The following is a 14701-nucleotide window of genomic DNA, read 5'->3' on the forward strand; positions in this document are numbered from 1 at the left end:
GGTTCGGTTGAGTACCTGCAGTCTCCTATTTGGCAAGCGACTGGTTTCCTGGATCGGGCCTCAGCACCCAATCTGCCAGAATCGTTTTAGTACCCGGGTCTGTGGTCGGCGGTATGAGAGAAGTGTTAGCGGGTTTCGACAGCCGGCGTGGCCTCGTCGGGTTCGTAGTCGTGGTGAGTCTCGTCGCGGGGTTCATGGTCGTCTCGAACGAGGTACAGGCCGGCGATCGGGAGGCGTTGTTGTACTTTCTGCTGTTCGTGATCGTCCTCGTCGCCGTCGTGCTCGGGGGTGCCTACGCCTGGCGCTTCATCGAGGAGTAGGGGAGACGAGAAATTACGGCGGCGAACGCGTTAGCGGGCGGTCGGCGTGAACTCGGTGCCCATGGCCTGTTTGACCTGCAGGGCGGCGCTCGCGGCGAGGCCGCGGGCGACCTCGGCGCACTCGTCGTCGTCGATGACGGTGTCGGCGTCCTCGACGAGCGAGACGTCCGGGGCGAAGCCCGCGCTGACCGGGTGACCGATCGGGGGCTGGACGGCGACGGTGAGCTGCGGGCCGCCGATCCCCTGCGTGATGTCGCTATCGACGACGAACTCGTCGGGGAGAAGATCCCGGGTCTGGGCGGCGACGCGGGAGACGTCCCGACGGAGCGCGCGCCGCTGGATCGGCGTCACCTCGTCGAGATCGTCCGCCGAACGGTGCCCCGCCTGTGTGGTTCCCGGGCGGCCGGCATACGGTGTATTGGCGTTCATGAGAAGTCGGTACCGACTCAACGAGTCGGCTGGCCAAAAGCGTTTGGCTCCCTCCACTTCCGAGCGACGCCCACCTACACGATCGGTTCGCTCTCGCCGTAGGCGGCCACGACGACCGCCGCCGCGTACGCACCCGAGTCGGCGCGAGCCTGCTCGACGTGAACACTCGCCTCCCCGAGGTCCCACTCTCTGAGGTCGGCACCGGCGTCGATTCCCTCGCGAACGCGACGCTCGACATCGTCGGGGTCCGCTTCGCCCGCTGCCTCGTAGAACAATCCCGGCCCCTCGTCGATCGACTCGACCCAGCCGAGGCCGGCGCTCACGCTCGTCGGCCCCGCCGCACGCGCCCGCCCCTCGACGACCGTCAGGCGCTCGCCCGCCGGTCCGAGGTCGGGCGCCGTCCCGACCGCCTCGACGGGCACGCCAGCCGGAATTACCGAGGAAACGGCCACGAGATTGTAGTTCTCGATACCCGCATCCGCGAGCGCCCCGTCGTAGGCCGCCATCTCCGTCGGCCCCGTCGACGACCCCCAGACGACCCGAATCGTACTCATTATCCACGCTCGGGCCCCGACGGCGTAAGGCGTTGCGATCCGCAATCTACCAGACCGATTGCGGTGCGGCGGCCGCGAGCGTGCCCACCGGGCACGCGAGCACGGGGAAAGGCTGGGTTACACTAGCACGAGAACCGTGAGCGGTGCGCGGTTCGGAGGCCGAAGGCCGAGAACCGCGAATGGCGAACGGCGTAGCCGTGAGCCGAGCGAGCGGGCCGACGACTGATGTGAAAGCCGCGCTACGCGCGGCTGTAACGGAAGGAGGAGTGCTTTTCATCGAAGTTTTTCCGAGGGCGCGGTGGAGCCGCGCCCGCAGAGAAAAAGTTCGGTTCTATTTACCCCAGAACGGGTCCCGTTTCCGGTGGCGATCGAGGTACATGTTGAGGGCTTCGCGTTCGTCGCCGGGGATCTCCTCGGCGAGTTCCTGTTCTAAGATCTTGGCGTGTTTTTCGGGGAGTTCGATCCAGAGTTCTTCGTCTTCGTGGATCTGGCGGCCGACGGTGGGGCCGTCGATGGCGACGGAGACGCGATTGCCGGCGCGGGCCTCGTCGACGTCCTCGCCCTGTTCCTGAATGCCTTTGACCACGCCGACGCGTTCGGTCTGGTTGCCGTCGAAGCGGACGACGCGTTCGTTGTTCTGGAGGGTGCCGGCGTTCACTTCGACGCCGACGACGGCCGGGTCGTTCTGGCGGAAGACGTGGTCGGGGAGGATCCGGAAGCGGGCGGGGCGGGTGATGTTCTCGAGGACGGTGTCTTGCTGGGCGCGTTCGAGTTCTTCGACAAAATCCTCGTAGCCCTCGACGAGCTGGTAGATGACGTCGTCGGTGAAGAGGCGCACATCGTCGATCTCGGCGCGCTCTGCGGCGTCGTCTAACACGTCGACGTTGAATCCGAGGATGACCTGCTGTTTGGTGTCCTCGGCGGTGGAGGCGACGGAGATGTCGCGGGGGGCGACGTCGCCGACCTCGGCGCGGACGATGGGGATCTCGGCCTCGCCACAGGCGTCGGCCATGGCTTCCAGACTGCCGAGGGTGTCGGCCTTGACGACGACGCCCTGTTCTTCGGTTTCGACGGCGATCTCGGCGAGCTCGGCCTCGACCTCCTCGATCACGTCGTCTATGTCGCGGTCACGGACGACGCGGACGGGAGCGCCGGCCATGGCGTCGGCGAGGTCGGGGGCGGCCACCTTGATCCCGGCGGCGGCGTCGACCTGTTCGACGCGCTCGAAGCGACTCTCCGTCCGGATCTCGGCCAGCGGTCGAGGTTGGAGGAGGGCGCGAACGTCGGTGACGATGGGTTCGGTCGTGCCGCCGACGACGATCGTGTCGTCGGTGCGGATGGTCCCGTCGTAGAGGACGATGTCGACCGTCGCGCCGAAGCCCTTCTCGTCTTTGACTTCGAGGACGGTGCCGACGCCGGGGCCGGCGACGTCGATCTCCATCTCCTCGCGCATGTAGCGCTGGGAGAGGCCCATCATCACGGTCAGGAGGTCGGGGACGCCCTCGCCGGTCATCGCGGAGACGGGGACGACGCCGATGTTGCGCTGGAAGTGCTGGACGCGCCAGTAGAGATCGGCGGAGAAGCCCTCGTCGGAGAGTTCGCCGATGATCTCGTAGAGGCGTTCGTCCAGATCGCCGCGGACGCGGTCGGACTGTTTGTCGTAGGTCGGTTTGATCGGGGCGTCGTCGGTCGGGTTCCAGCCGGGGACGGTGTCGATCTTGTTCGCGGCGACGATGAACGGCGTCTGGGAGCGCTGGAGGATGTCGAGTGCCTCGATCGTCTGGGGCTGGAAGCCGTCGTTGACGTCGACGACGAGGATCGCGATGTCGGCGAGGTTGCCCCCGCGCGAGCGGAGCGTGGTGAACGAGTGGTGGCCGGGCGTGTCGATGAAGAGGAGGCCGGGGAGGTCGAAGTCGTCCGGATCGACGAGGTCGCCCGCGATGGCGGAGATGACGTCTAGCGGGACGGCCGTCGCCCCGATGTGCTGGGTGATGGCGCCCGCCTCCCCCTCGATGACGGCCGAGCCACGGATCTGATCGAGCAGGCTCGTCTTGCCGTGATCGACGTGGCCGAGCACGGCGACGATCGGTGTCCGGAGCGAGGCGTTTTCGGGGGAATCAGTGTCTGAATCCGACATGCAAACCACCAGAGAAGGCTCTTGGTCGAGAGTCCCCGGGCCGACAGTTAAACCCATCGTCACGGATCGTGGGCCGATTCGGCTGGAGCGGGGTGCGAGGCGTCAGACGCCCGTCTTCCACGAACCCGAATGTTAATAGCCGACCGGCGTGACGTTGTCGGCATGAGCGACATACTCGCCGAAAACCTGTCGGGCAAGTCCGTCATGGGGGCGGACGGGACCGAGCTCGGACTCCTCTACAACATCACGATGGACCTCTCCTCGGGCCAGCTACACGATCTGGTCGTCGAACCCGACGAGGAACTGCCGGGTCGCGCCGTCGACTTCGATCGCAACGACGCCGGTCGCTTCCAGATACCCGTCTCCCGGGTAAAGGCCGTCAAAGACTACATCGTCGTCGAACGCTAATTCTTCGTTACTCGATCTCGCATGTACGTTCTCGACTCGTCGGCGTTTATCCACGACTTCCACACCACCGAACAGACCGCGACGATTCCGCTCGTCCGCGAAGAACTCGAAGACGAGAGTGCCTATCGCTACGATGCGATGGAGGGCTCGGGGATGCACATACACATTCCCGACGAGGACACGATCGAGAAGGTCCGTCGGGCGGCCCGCGAGTCCGGCGATCTCGACGTCCTCTCCGACACGGACGTTCGACTCGTCGCCGCGACGTTCGAACTCGACGGCACCCTGGTCACCGACGACTACGCGATGCAAAACGTCGCCGAGAAGCTCTCGGTCGCCGTCGAGTTCATCGCCCGCGAGGGGATCGACGAACAGCGCGACTGGCGCTTCCAGTGTCGCGGCTGCGGGCGCGAGTTCGACGAGAAGAAAGAGCGCTGTCCGATCTGCGGCAGCGAACTGACCCGGAAGAATCCGACCTGAGCGCTACACTGGGCGCCCACGTCGGTTTCGGCGGGCGGTGGGTATGGTTTCACCGGGGGTTGGTGAGCGAGCTATCCTGACAGACTCACGTGTGGCCCTCGCCTTCTCCTCCTGTGAGTGCCACTGGTGGTCTCTTACGCGTTCATCGTTCGGATCCCCGGCAACAGTGTCGGTCTACCCGACGAGCTCTAAGTACTGGGTGTAGAAGACGAACGCGTTGTAGAGGCCGTGGACGAGCGCCGGGACGAGCAGGTTGTTCGTCCGGGCGTAGACGATACCGAGGGCGAGCGAGAGGGCGAAGACGATGCCCAGACTCACGAGGAGGCCGCCGACGGAGCCGCCTGAGTACGCGATCAGGTGTGCGCTGGCGAAGGCAACGCTGGCGACGACGATCGCGCCGGGTTTCGAGAAGTACTCGTACAGCCCCTTCTGGATCACGTTCCGGTAGAGCAGTTCCTCGAACGGGCCGATGACGAGGATCGAGGCGACGGCCAGGACGAGCAGGAGTTCGGGGGTGCCCTGGGCCCGGTCGAAGCTGCTGTGGTCGGTGCTCTCGACTCCGGTCGAGCCGAGGAGGAGTCCGATCACGATCGCGATTCCGGCGAGGGCGGCGATGCCGCCGAGGACGTACCCGAGATCTCGCAGCCGGGGGATACGTAGATCGAGGTACGATCGACCGCGGCCGGTCCAGGTGAGGTAGGCGCCAGCGACGGAGGCTGTCCCCAGGACGGTCGCGACCTGCGTGAGTACCGACTGCGTGGTCGTCGGGAGTTCGGTCGTCGCCTCGCCGGTGAGCAGTGGAACGGCGAGCCCGCCGATGAGCGTGACCCAGGCCAGAATCGTCGCGTAGCCGAACGCCCCGAGCAGGCTGTAACCGATCGTCGCACGGAGCCGGCGGGCGAGTTGTTCGGTCGAGAGGTCGGCGTAGATGGCCGTCCCCGCGGCGACGGTGAGGATCGATCCGACGAACGCGACGAGCAAGGAGGGCGCGTCGGCGATCGGCGGCACCCCGAAGTCGGTCGTATAGCCGTTGGTGAGTCCGTAGACCGCGCCGAGTGCGCCCCCGGCGCTCGTCAGTGATACGAGCGGGCCCGCGATCGTGCGCGAAAGGATCCCGTGGCGAACGGCAAAGACGGCGGCGAGCGAGAGAAGTCCGAGTCCGACGATGGCGAGCGAAACGGCGTCGACGCCAGCCGTCCGGAGCGGCCGGGCGGCGCCCAGGACCGCGAGCGTCGCGGTGAAGAGGCCGGCGACGATCGACAGGTCCGCGACGGTGTCCGGAAACGGGTTCGTCGAATCGGCACTGGTGTCCGACGAGCCCGTCGTGGTGTCGCCGTTCGACCGACCGTCGCCGTTCGTCACGGGCGCGGCAGATCGACCGCCGTTCGCTGCCGTATCGGCCGATCGATCGCCGCTCGCATCCGCGTCACCTGCGCCGTCCGGGCGCTCCGCGGTGTCGTCGGCCGGATCAGACCCGCCGGTCATGCGCGGTGGTTGGGCGACGACGCTAATGGGCCTGTGGATTTGGGTCGGGTGGCTCGTGTCGACGCCACCTCGTACTCACTGGGTGCGAGCGGACCTGGCCGCGATCACCGCTCGACGCGTAGTGCGGTCTTTGCTTCGACGGCCCGCGCCTCCTCGAAGTCGCCACCACCGAGGAGGCCACGGGTGGCCTTCTTGGCCCACTCGACGGCGGGCTGCTCGAAGGTGTTCACGCCGGCGAGTTCGCCCGCCATCACGCATGCGGCCTCCAGCCCGTAGAGGAGGCCGCCGAGTTCGAAGGCGTCGACGCGTTCGAGCTCGATGCGGACCGTCGGGCGACCGGCTGCGGCGAGACTGGCCTCCGTGGCGCGGAACTCGGCGTCGAGCAGTTCCTCGAGCGAGCCGCCGCCGAGGTAGGCCAGATCGTCGACGTCGGTCGGTGGAATCGGCTGTGCTGGCCGTTCCCGGGGCGTGACGAACGTGACCTGCGTGTTTCGCGGGCCAGCCCGGTAGAGCTGCAGTTGGGAGTGCTGGTCGGTGGCGCCGAGTGCGCGGACGGGCGTCTGGCCCAGTCCATCCTTGCCGAGGCTCTCGGCCCAGAGCTGGGCGAACCACTCGGCCGTCGTCTCGAGGGACTCGGCGTAGGGCATGAACGCGTTGACCTGTGCCCCGCGAGCAGCGAGGGCGTGGCAGGTCGCGCCGTAGGCGTAGGCGGGACACTCGTAGAGCGACCCGGTGAGCGTCTCGGCTTCGGCGGCGGCGCCGTTGAGCAGTGATTCGAGGTCGAGTCCACCCGCCGCAGCGGCGACGAGCCCGACCGCCGAGAGCGCGGAGTACCGGCCGGGGACGCCGTCGGGTACGTCGAGCGCGGGCAGGTCGTGCGTCTCCGCGAGGTCGCGAAGCGGGCCCGCTTCGCCCGTCGTCACGATCGTCCGCTCGGTCCAGTCGACACCCGCCGACTCGAAGGCCTCGCGGACGACGAGGAAGTTCGCCAGGGTCTCGGCGGTCGTGCCGGACCGCGAGACGACGTTGATCGCGGTTCGATCCAGCGCGAGCGCGTCGAGGCTGTCGCGCACCCACTCGGGGTCGACGTTGTCGAGGAAGACCGTCTCGACGTCGGCGTCGAGCGCATCGACGATCGTCGCCGCGCCGAGCGCACTCCCGCCGATGCCGATCGTCACGAGCGCGTCGATCTCGCCGCCGTCGGGGCCGGCGATCGGCTCGACGGCCGCTCGAATCTCGTCCGGGTCGGTCCGTTCCGGCAGGTTCAGCGCGGCGTACCCGTGTTCGCCCTCGGCCCGTCCGGCTGCGATACGTTCGTGTGCGGTGGCCACCCGCTCGTCGAGTCGGTCGAGCGACGCCCGGGAGATACCCGGGGACGCGACCGACGCGAGCGCGTTGCCGATGTCGACGTCCATGCTCGCATTCCCGAGAGCAGCCGTCAAAGGCGTTCTCATCGGCACCGAGAGGCTCGTGCATGGGCGTCCTCATGGCGGACGTGGGTGGAACGGGACCGATGGCGGCCGTCCACCACCGGCGGATTCGTCCCTCACCGGGGCTGGCGTCTACCGGACAAGATAGCGCTCGTCGAGCGAAACCCCGAAACCGTTCCCGCTCCTCTGAACGGGTATGACAGACGACAGTACCGGTGTGGGCTCCGACGTGGCCGTCGAGAACGCTGTAACGGGCACGTTCGTCGTCACGCACGCGGACGAGAACAGCGCCGTCCTCCGTGACGTCGAGACGGCGCAGGTGCACACGCTCACCGCGAATCCGGATTTCGACGAACACGACGTGATCGAGGCGACCGTCGCACCGGAACCCCCGATGGGTGTCGCCTGGGAGGTGGCCGACCTCGTCGACCACTGGACCGTCGACGTGATCGACAGCGACCTCTCGCCGACCACGCACGAACGCGATCTCGCCGACGACCTGGCCGTCGGTGACCTGGAGACTGTCGAACGCGCCGGTACGGGCGAGATCCACGTTTTGTCCGTGCCGCCGGGCGAGGTCGAAGCGGCTGCCGCCGACGTCGTCGACGACGTCGAAACCGTCGCCAGAGCGGCTCGGCTCGACGCCGTGCGAGTCGAGGTCCGACGTGACGGGTCCGAGGGCGTACTCAGCGTTCGCTACTTGCCGGATTGATCGTCATGTGAACCTGTGCGGGCTGGGTGGCGGTCGCCGTCAGTTCGACTCGTCGGTCGCCGTCCCGGAGTGGGTAGGACCGCCGGCGCTCTGGACCGCCCAGCTTCCCTGCAGGTCGCAGGCCTCGCGGACCGTGTACTCGATCTCGCTGTTCTCGTCGATCAGCGCTCCCCCGTCGACACGCTCGACCTGGAGGGGGACGTCCAGACTGTTGCCACAGCAGCCGACGCCGACGAACTCTTCCCAGGCGTCGCCCTCGCGGGCCTCGTCGTGTACCTTTCGGAGGTAGGCACGGAACGAGGGCTTCTCGACCTGAAACCGGCCCCACGAGGAGAGGTCGGCGGGGTAGGAGACGACGACGCGCTCGGCCCGCTCGGGGTCGCTGTCGACTGCATCGACCGCCGGTGTCTGTGTGGACTGGTTGGCCATACCGGTAGTGATGCACTCTACGCACAAAACCGTCTCGCCACCCCCGTGTCCGCTCTCGTCGGTCACCATCGGCAACGAGCCCGCCCGATCGTGAGGGGGTGAACCCGCGCCCTGGGTCCGATTGAGAAGGTTTACGTGGCGGCCATTGGTAGCCGGGAACATCTATGGCCTCACTAGAGGTACCCGAGCTGGCGTACGAGGAGTACACGAATCGCCAGCTCGCTGCCGTCCCGCTCGCGATTCTCGCCGTCGCAGTGGCCGTGCTGGGGATCACGTTCGCGTTGACCGGCGCGCCACTCGGCCTCGGCATCGAGTTCACGGGTGGTGCGGAGTTGACGATCGCGACCACGGCCGATCAGGACGAGGTCGCCGCGGCGTTCGAGCAGGAACCGACGTCGATCCAGCCGGTCGAAGGTAGCGATCAGTACATCGTCCAGTTCGCCGCCAGCGACCTCGAAGGGTTCGACGAAGACGGACAGGCGATACTCCAGGATCTGGTCGATCAGGCCGACGAGAATCTGGCCCCATCAGCGGGGGCAGACGGCTCGTCGCCAGTCGTCGGTGAGTCGCTGACGTCGGCGTCGTTCGGCCAGCAGATCCAGTTCACCGCACTGATCGGGCTGGTCGTCGCGTTCATCGGAATGAGCGCTATCACGTTCGGGCTGTTCCGGACGTTCGTTCCGTCGGTCGCCGTCTCCCTCTCGGCCTTCTCAGATCTCATCATCCCGCTCGCGTTCATGAGTCTCTTCGACATCCAGCTCACCCTCGGAACCGTCGCCGCGCTCCTGATGCTCATCGGTTACTCGGTCGACTCGGACATCCTGCTCAACAACCACGTCCTGCGCCGGAGTGGCTCGTTCTACGAGAGCGTCCACCGCTCGATGCGGACGGGGATCACGATGACGGTGACCTCGACGGTCGCGATGCTCGTCATGGCAGCTGTCTCGTGGTTCTTCGGGATCGGTTTGCTTCGCGACATCGGTCTGATCCTCGCCGTCGGTCTCATCGCGGACCTGATGAACACCTATCTGATGAACGTGAGCCTGCTTCGCTGGTACAAGTTCGAGGGGGTGAGCCGATGAGCGCCCGCGAGACGTTCTCGAAGTGGTGGCGGATCGCCGTCCTCGTGTTGCTGGTAAGCGTCGCCCTGTACGCGCTGTTCATCCCCGGCGGAATGTTCGGCTCGGCCGACGATGGACCCGTCGGCGACGCGAACGAGACCGAAACCGACGACTCGCTGCACAACCTCGTTTTCGGCCTCGATCTCGATGGTGGGGCCCGCATCAGCGCGCCGGCGACTGGGATGACCGTCGACGACGTCACGCTGGACCACGGCGGGACACCCGAACAGGCCCAGCAGGCGGGTAGCGACCTGGAAAGCACCCTCAGGGAGTCGTTCCAGTCGGAGTACGACGACTTCCAGGCTGCCGACGTCACGGTCCGGTACCACCAGGGCGACGACAGCTACACCGTCGAAGTGTTCAACGACAACGTCTCGGCGGCCGCGTTCGCCGAGACCCTCTCGGCGGAGGGCCACGATGTCTCCGAGAGCGACGTCGAGAACCGCGTGACCGAGGAGACGCGATCGTCGATGGTCTCCGTCATCACGAGCAAACTCAACCAGGCCGGCCTCTCCGGTGGACAAGCCTACACCACGGAGACGCTCGGCGGCGAGCACTACATCGTCGCGGAGGCGCCGGGCTATACGGCCGAGGAACTCCGGGCACTGCTCGAACAGCGCGGCTCCATCGAAGTCCGGGCGTACGTTCCCGACGGGAACGGGAGTCAAGAAAACATCACGCTGCTCCAGCAGGAAGACTTCGACAACATCGAGCCAGCTGAGTACGACAACGAACGGAATCAACACCAGGTCGGTGTGACGCTGCACGACGGCCCTGCGGCCGAGTTCGAGTCGCAGATGAACGATATCGGCTTCACCACGGAGGGTGTCGAACAGTGTTCGATTCGACAAAATGCTGACGGGAACTACGACTTCTCCGACAGCGGTGACCAGTGGTGTCTCTTGACCATGTCCGACGGCGAGGTCGTCAGTGCCCTGGGGCTGGACAGGGGGCTCGCGACAAGCATGCAGTCCGGAGAGTGGAAAAACAACCCGCGGTACAACATGGTAACCGGGAGCGGCGAGGGGAACGAGGAGGCTGCCCAGCACGCGCGCGAAATCTCGATGAACCTTCAGGCCGGTGCGCTGGACGCTCCGCTCGACTTCGGGAACGCGCAGGTGATGTCCGTGCAGTCGTCACTCGGTGACCAGTACAAGACCGATTCGGTACTGATCGGCCTCGTCGCGGTGTTCGCCGTCAGCGGGATGGTCTACGTCCGCTATCGCGACCCGCGCGTCGCGCTGCCGATGATCCTGACGGCGCTGTCGGAGGTCGTTATCCTGCTCGGCGTGGCCGCCGCGGCGGAGATGGCGATCACGCTCGCACACGTCGCCGGGTTCATCGCGGTCGTCGGGACGGGGGTGGACGACCTCGTCATCATCGCCGACGAGGTGATGGACGAGGGTGCGGTCAGCCAGGCCCGGATCTTCGACAACCGCTTCCGCAAGGCGTTCTGGACGATCGGTGCCGCGGCGGCGACGACGATCATCGCCATGAGCCCGCTGGCCGTTTCGAGCAGCCTCGGTGACCTCCAGGGCTTCGCCATCATCACCATCCTCGGCGTCCTCATCGGCGTCTTCGTCACCCGGCCGGCCTACGGCTCGATCCTCCGGAAACTGTTGACGAGCGAGGAGTAACGGACCGCTCTCTCGTTCGACCCGTCGCTCACGCAGTTTTCTAGCCGCGTTCACCTGAACCCGGAGTTCTCGGTGTGCCGTTCGAGTGAGTCTGCCAGATGATGCTGACAGCCGCTGGTGCCCGGTCATCGACCGATAGCGAGCATCAGGGATGCCCATTCATGTGGATGTGGGCACATTTTCACACCAAGGGGTTCAATTTCGACGTAATGACCGATGACGAACTCAGGCCGGCCGACCGCGATCCACACACGGGAATCGATCTCCCGATTCCGGAGGGAAACGCTCGCCGGTGGGCCGTCTTCGCGCTCCTCGCAGTCATCGCGTTCGGGACACTCGTATGGCTGCTCGACCTGTTCCTCACGCTCCTGTAGCCGAATCGGCTGCCGTAGCGGCTCGATGCCGCTGATCACCGAACCCCGTCTCGAAGCTGTCCGGCGACCCGGCTACCGACCTCACGGTCGATCCGGCGTTGCTCGAACACGTGTTGGGCGCTCGCCGCCGCCTCTTCATCGGCGGCGAACTCGATGTTGGGGTAGGTCACGTCCGTGAGGACGAGCGGTTCCGGCGGCGCGGGCGGAATACCCTCGTGACCCGGGAGTGACTCGGAGGTCAGGACGCGATCGATCTTCTCGAGCGGGGCCTCGCTCGTCCCCACCCGGTGGAGGAGGGTAACGAGCCGGCGGACGAGCTGGCGTGCGAAGCCGCCCGCCTGGACGGTCACGGTGAGAACGTCCCCGTCCCGATCGGCCGCGAGCGAGAGCGTCCGCTCGGTTCCCTCGTCGTCCGGCGTGAGGTTGTGATAGTCGTTGGTGCCGGCGAGGGCGTCGAGCGCCTCGTGGAACCGGGCGTCGTCGACGCGACGTTCGTGGGTGGTAGCAAGTTTTCCCCGGTTCCGATCGTTCCCGCTCTCGGCTGGTGCGTACAGGTGGTACGTGTAGGTCCGCGCCGTCGCGTCGTGGGTCGCGTGGAACGAGTCGGGCACGTCGGCGCTGGCCCAGGCCCGGATCTCAGCGGGGAGTTCAGCGTTGAGCGCTCGCGGGGTGAGCCACTCGGGCGCGTCGAACGCGACGGTCTGGACGAGCGCGGAGACGCTGGCGTCGGTGCGCCCTGCGGCGGCATAGCCCTGCGGGCGGTCCGGGACGGGTCCGGCAGACTGACTGTCGCTGGCCGAGGTCGACGCCGCCGCAGGGCGGTACGCGTCGAGCGCCCGGAGCGCGTCGAAGAGGGCGTCCTCGACGGTCGCGACGTTGGGCTGGCGCTGGAAGCCGAAGTAGTCGCGACCGTCGTAGGCGAGCCGGTAGGCGCGCATCGTGGCCGAATTGCGCCGCGATCGGGTTAGCTCCGTCGGGACCGATGTCGGGTGCTGGCGCGACTGACCCCCTGCGTACGCCGGGGCGGTGACCTTCCCCGCCTCTGGCGCAGATAGGGTACCATGACGACGCACGGCGATTCGGCGGACGACGAAGAGCGCCATGGCAATGGGCGGTCCGACCTGCAGGAAACGGACAGACCGAACGTCTGTCTGGTCGTTCTCGACACCGCGCGGGCGAGCGACGTCGACGCGGCGACGATGCCGACGCTCACCCAACTCGGCGACGAGGGGACCCGATTCGAACGCGCGTTCTCGACGGCCCCGTGGACGGTCCCGTCGCACGCCTCGCTCTTTACGGGGACGTACACGAGCGAGCACGGGACCCACGGCGGCCACCAGGTGCTCGACGATCGGTTGCGGACGCTCCCGGAGGCGTTCGCGGCTGCGGGCTACGAGACGGTCGGCGTCTCGAACAACACCTGGATCACCGCCGAGTTCGGCTTCGATCGCGGGTTCGACGACCTCCGACGGGGATGGCAGTATCGCCAGTCCGACACCGACATGGGAACCGTCGTTCGCGGCGAGTGCCTCTCCGAGAAGCTCCGGGCCGCCCGCGAGCGCCTCTTCGAGGGCAATCCGCTGGTGAATCTGGCGAACGTCGTCTACAGTGAGTTCCTCCAGCCGGCGGGCGACGACGGCGCCGCCCGGAGCGTCGACTGGATCGACTCGTGGTTGCGTCGGCGCTCGACCGACGAGCCGTTCTTCTGCTTCTGTAATCTCATCGAACCCCACGTCGTCTACGATCCACCCCAGTCCTCCGCCGAGGCGTTTCTCCCGTCGGGCGTCTCACACGAGGATGCTCGTGCAATTCGGCAGGACCCCCGTGCATTCGACTGTGGGGAGTACAGTCTCGACGAGGAGGACTTCGCGGCCCTCCGCGGACTGTATCGCGGCTCGCTCGCGTACGCCGACGCCCAGCTGGCCCGGCTGCGCGAGTCGCTCGAAGCGGCTGGCGCGTTGGAGAACACGATCGTCGTGGTCTGTGGCGACCACGGGGAACACGTCGGCGAACGCGGCTTCTTCGGCCACCAGTACAACCTCTACGACACCCTCTTGCACGTCCCGCTGGTGGTCCACGGCGGCCCGTTCACTGATGGGACATCCCGTCGTGACCTCGTCCAGCTGCTGGACCTCCCTGAAACGCTGCTCGACGTGACGGGCGTGTCGGACCCGGCACTTCGGGCACAGGGCGCCGGCCGATCACTCCATCCCGGTGCCGACGAATCCCCGAGAGACGCCGTCTTCGCCGAGTACGTCGCACCGCAGCCGTCGATCGAGCGCCTCGAAGCTCGCTTCGGCGAGGTACCCGACCGCGTCCGCGCGTTCGACCGTCGCCTCCGGGCGATCCGGACGACCGAATACAAGTACGTCGAGGGCTCGGACGGCTTTCGTCGCCTTCACTATCTCCCGACCGACCCCGACGAACGCCGCGATATCGCCGCCGAGAACCCGTCGGTGGTGGCCGACCTCTCGGCCAGGCTGGACGCGCAGCTTGCAAGCGTCGACCACACGCCGCAGACGGAACCCGTCGCGATGAGTGACGGGACGAAGCAGCGCCTGGCCGATCTGGGCTATCGCTAGCCGCGTCGCTATCCGACCTGGCGCGACGGAGAATGGGATCGCGATGCGACTTACTGTGCCACGTTGTAGTCGACGTGAACGGTGGGTGTACTCTCCGATTCCGGTGCGGGGACGCCGTTCCAGTCGACGAGGTTGACGGTGGCCAACTCGCCGGAGAAGCGAAGACGGGTGATGCCGACTTCGAGCGTTCCCTCGGCGGCTGATCCGGAGACGATCGTCCCGTCGGCGACGGGGTCGTCGGAGGCGGCCTCGATCTCGCCGTCGACGGTGACCTCGAACGACGAGGGGACGCCGCGACCGACGATCGTCACGAGATTTGGAAGCGGTTCGTCTGTGGTCGACTGCGTACCGGTCCGTACCGGCGTGTCGCGTGCCATATCGGGAAACGCCGGGGCCCCACCATAAGTCTTCTAGTCGAAGGCCACAAACGTTCACGAAAGTAGGGAAGATATGGATTTTATTGGTATTGTTCTGTGACTGTCTTCGAGTTTATACAGTAATTTGGGGTTACGGTCGACCAGGTCGTCTCAGGTACCGCTGCTGGAGCGTCTGCGAGTCGAAACCGTCGGCCCCGTCGCCAGTGTTCACTCGATGTGACGGAGG

Annotated in this window: 16 protein-coding genes; 8 read left to right on the top strand and 8 right to left on the bottom strand. The window is 66.6% G+C overall.

The window, feature by feature from the left end:
• Positions 1–113 precede the first annotated feature (113 nt).
• A complete protein-coding gene (locus HALRU_RS00400) occupies positions 114–320 on the top strand; it encodes a hypothetical protein (protein ID WP_015299441.1) in 207 nt (68 codons plus the stop codon).
• A gap of 30 nt (positions 321–350) precedes the next feature.
• On the opposite strand, the gene HALRU_RS00405 is transcribed toward HALRU_RS00400, so the two are convergent.
• The 3 genes from HALRU_RS00405 to infB form a co-directional block, all read right to left on the bottom strand.
• Positions 351–749, bottom strand: coding sequence for a DUF5811 family protein (locus HALRU_RS00405; RefSeq protein WP_015299442.1), 399 nt, complete (start codon positions 747–749; stop codon positions 351–353).
• 74 nt (positions 750–823) lie between these two features.
• Complete coding sequence (locus HALRU_RS00410; RefSeq protein ID WP_015299443.1) at positions 824–1303, bottom strand: pyruvoyl-dependent arginine decarboxylase; 480 nt, start codon at positions 1301–1303, stop codon at positions 824–826.
• A gap of 331 nt (positions 1304–1634) precedes the next feature.
• Positions 1635–3440 carry a translation initiation factor IF-2 gene (gene infB, locus HALRU_RS00415; RefSeq protein WP_015299444.1) on the bottom strand — a complete coding sequence of 602 codons (1806 nt, stop codon included), beginning with the start codon at positions 3438–3440 and terminating at the stop codon, positions 1635–1637.
• Between the two features lie 162 nt (positions 3441–3602).
• On the opposite strand from infB, the gene HALRU_RS00420 reads away from it, so the two are divergent.
• Together HALRU_RS00420 and HALRU_RS00425 are read left to right on the top strand one after the other, a co-directional pair.
• Entirely contained in the window at positions 3603–3848 is a 246-nt protein-coding gene (locus tag HALRU_RS00420) for a PRC-barrel domain-containing protein (protein ID WP_015299445.1), read from the top strand.
• Positions 3849–3869: 21 nt separating this feature from the next.
• The gene (locus HALRU_RS00425; protein WP_015299446.1) at positions 3870–4328 is read left to right on the top strand and encodes an NOB1 family endonuclease; all 459 of its coding nucleotides are present in this window, start codon (positions 3870–3872) and stop codon (positions 4326–4328) included.
• Positions 4329–4502: 174 nt separating this feature from the next.
• On the opposite strand, the gene HALRU_RS00430 is transcribed toward HALRU_RS00425, so the two are convergent.
• Both HALRU_RS00430 and HALRU_RS00435 read right to left on the bottom strand, forming a co-directional pair.
• A complete protein-coding gene (locus HALRU_RS00430) occupies positions 4503–5813 on the bottom strand; it encodes a CPBP family intramembrane glutamic endopeptidase (RefSeq protein ID WP_015299447.1) in 1311 nt (436 codons plus the stop codon).
• A gap of 104 nt (positions 5814–5917) precedes the next feature.
• The gene (locus HALRU_RS00435; RefSeq protein ID WP_015299448.1) at positions 5918–7228 is read right to left on the bottom strand and encodes a glucose-6-phosphate isomerase; all 1311 of its coding nucleotides are present in this window, start codon (positions 7226–7228) and stop codon (positions 5918–5920) included.
• 211 nt (positions 7229–7439) lie between these two features.
• Here HALRU_RS00435 and HALRU_RS00440 point away from each other — a divergent pair, with 211 nt between their 5' ends.
• Positions 7440–7955: a DUF5812 family protein gene (locus HALRU_RS00440; protein ID WP_015299449.1), complete on the top strand. Its 516-nt coding sequence runs from the start codon at positions 7440–7442 to the stop codon at positions 7953–7955.
• A gap of 39 nt (positions 7956–7994) precedes the next feature.
• On the opposite strand, the gene HALRU_RS00445 is transcribed toward HALRU_RS00440, so the two are convergent.
• Entirely contained in the window at positions 7995–8384 is a 390-nt protein-coding gene (locus HALRU_RS00445) for a hypothetical protein (RefSeq protein WP_148680369.1), read from the bottom strand.
• A 164-nt stretch (positions 8385–8548) separates the two neighbouring features.
• On the opposite strand from HALRU_RS00445, the gene secF reads away from it, so the two are divergent.
• From secF to HALRU_RS15525, 3 genes are all read left to right on the top strand, one after another.
• Positions 8549–9466, top strand: a complete 918-nt coding sequence (gene secF / locus HALRU_RS00450) for a protein translocase subunit SecF (RefSeq protein WP_015299451.1) — start codon at positions 8549–8551, stop codon at positions 9464–9466.
• Positions 9463–11142, top strand: coding sequence for a preprotein translocase subunit SecD (locus HALRU_RS00455; protein WP_015299452.1), 1680 nt, complete (start codon positions 9463–9465; stop codon positions 11140–11142). The genes secF and HALRU_RS00455 overlap by 4 nt, the downstream gene beginning before the upstream one ends.
• A 209-nt stretch (positions 11143–11351) precedes the next feature.
• A complete protein-coding gene (locus tag HALRU_RS15525) occupies positions 11352–11516 on the top strand; it encodes a hypothetical protein (RefSeq protein WP_171814971.1) in 165 nt (54 codons plus the stop codon).
• 35 nt (positions 11517–11551) lie between these two features.
• Here the strand turns inward: HALRU_RS15525 and truA are convergent, their stop codons facing one another.
• A complete protein-coding gene (truA, locus tag HALRU_RS00460; protein WP_015299454.1) occupies positions 11552–12454 on the bottom strand; it encodes a tRNA pseudouridine(38-40) synthase TruA in 903 nt (300 codons plus the stop codon).
• Positions 12455–12577: 123 nt separating this feature from the next.
• On the opposite strand from truA, the gene HALRU_RS00465 reads away from it, so the two are divergent.
• Positions 12578–14098 carry a sulfatase family protein gene (locus tag HALRU_RS00465; protein ID WP_015299455.1) on the top strand — a complete coding sequence of 507 codons (1521 nt, stop codon included), beginning with the start codon at positions 12578–12580 and terminating at the stop codon, positions 14096–14098.
• A 50-nt stretch (positions 14099–14148) separates the two neighbouring features.
• Here HALRU_RS00465 and HALRU_RS00470 read toward each other — a convergent pair whose 3' ends face one another.
• On the bottom strand, positions 14149–14475 hold the full coding sequence (locus tag HALRU_RS00470; RefSeq protein ID WP_015299456.1) for a hypothetical protein: 327 nt from the start codon (positions 14473–14475) through the stop codon (positions 14149–14151).
• Between the last annotated feature and the right edge of the window lie 226 nt (positions 14476–14701).

The organism is Halovivax ruber XH-70 (assembly GCF_000328525.1).
Taxonomy (GTDB): Archaea; Halobacteriota; Halobacteria; order Halobacteriales; family Natrialbaceae; genus Halovivax; species Halovivax ruber.

Bases quoted from the DNA above. Each gene is read 5' to 3' on its own strand.
- HALRU_RS00440 (WP_015299449.1), top strand. From the start codon at position 7,440: ATGACAGACGACAGTACCGGTGTGGGCTCCGACGTGGCCGTCGAGAAC.
- truA (WP_015299454.1), bottom strand. From the start codon at position 12,454: ATGCGCGCCTACCGGCTCGCCTACGACGGTCGCGACTACTTCGGCTTC.
- HALRU_RS15525 (WP_171814971.1), top strand. From the start codon at position 11,352: ATGACCGATGACGAACTCAGGCCGGCCGACCGCGATCCACACACGGGA.
- infB (WP_015299444.1), bottom strand. From the start codon at position 3,440: ATGTCGGATTCAGACACTGATTCCCCCGAAAACGCCTCGCTCCGGACA.
- HALRU_RS00400 (WP_015299441.1), top strand. From the start codon at position 114: ATGAGAGAAGTGTTAGCGGGTTTCGACAGCCGGCGTGGCCTCGTCGGG.
- HALRU_RS00405 (WP_015299442.1), bottom strand. From the start codon at position 749: ATGAACGCCAATACACCGTATGCCGGCCGCCCGGGAACCACACAGGCG.
- HALRU_RS00455 (WP_015299452.1), top strand. From the start codon at position 9,463: ATGAGCGCCCGCGAGACGTTCTCGAAGTGGTGGCGGATCGCCGTCCTC.
- HALRU_RS00470 (WP_015299456.1), bottom strand. From the start codon at position 14,475: ATGGCACGCGACACGCCGGTACGGACCGGTACGCAGTCGACCACAGAC.
- HALRU_RS00410 (WP_015299443.1), bottom strand. From the start codon at position 1,303: ATGAGTACGATTCGGGTCGTCTGGGGGTCGTCGACGGGGCCGACGGAG.
- HALRU_RS00430 (WP_015299447.1), bottom strand. From the start codon at position 5,813: ATGACCGGCGGGTCTGATCCGGCCGACGACACCGCGGAGCGCCCGGAC.
- HALRU_RS00465 (WP_015299455.1), top strand. From the start codon at position 12,578: ATGACGACGCACGGCGATTCGGCGGACGACGAAGAGCGCCATGGCAAT.
- HALRU_RS00435 (WP_015299448.1), bottom strand. From the start codon at position 7,228: ATGGACGTCGACATCGGCAACGCGCTCGCGTCGGTCGCGTCCCCGGGT.
- HALRU_RS00420 (WP_015299445.1), top strand. From the start codon at position 3,603: ATGAGCGACATACTCGCCGAAAACCTGTCGGGCAAGTCCGTCATGGGG.
- secF (WP_015299451.1), top strand. From the start codon at position 8,549: ATGGCCTCACTAGAGGTACCCGAGCTGGCGTACGAGGAGTACACGAAT.
- HALRU_RS00445 (WP_148680369.1), bottom strand. From the start codon at position 8,384: ATGGCCAACCAGTCCACACAGACACCGGCGGTCGATGCAGTCGACAGC.
- HALRU_RS00425 (WP_015299446.1), top strand. From the start codon at position 3,870: ATGTACGTTCTCGACTCGTCGGCGTTTATCCACGACTTCCACACCACC.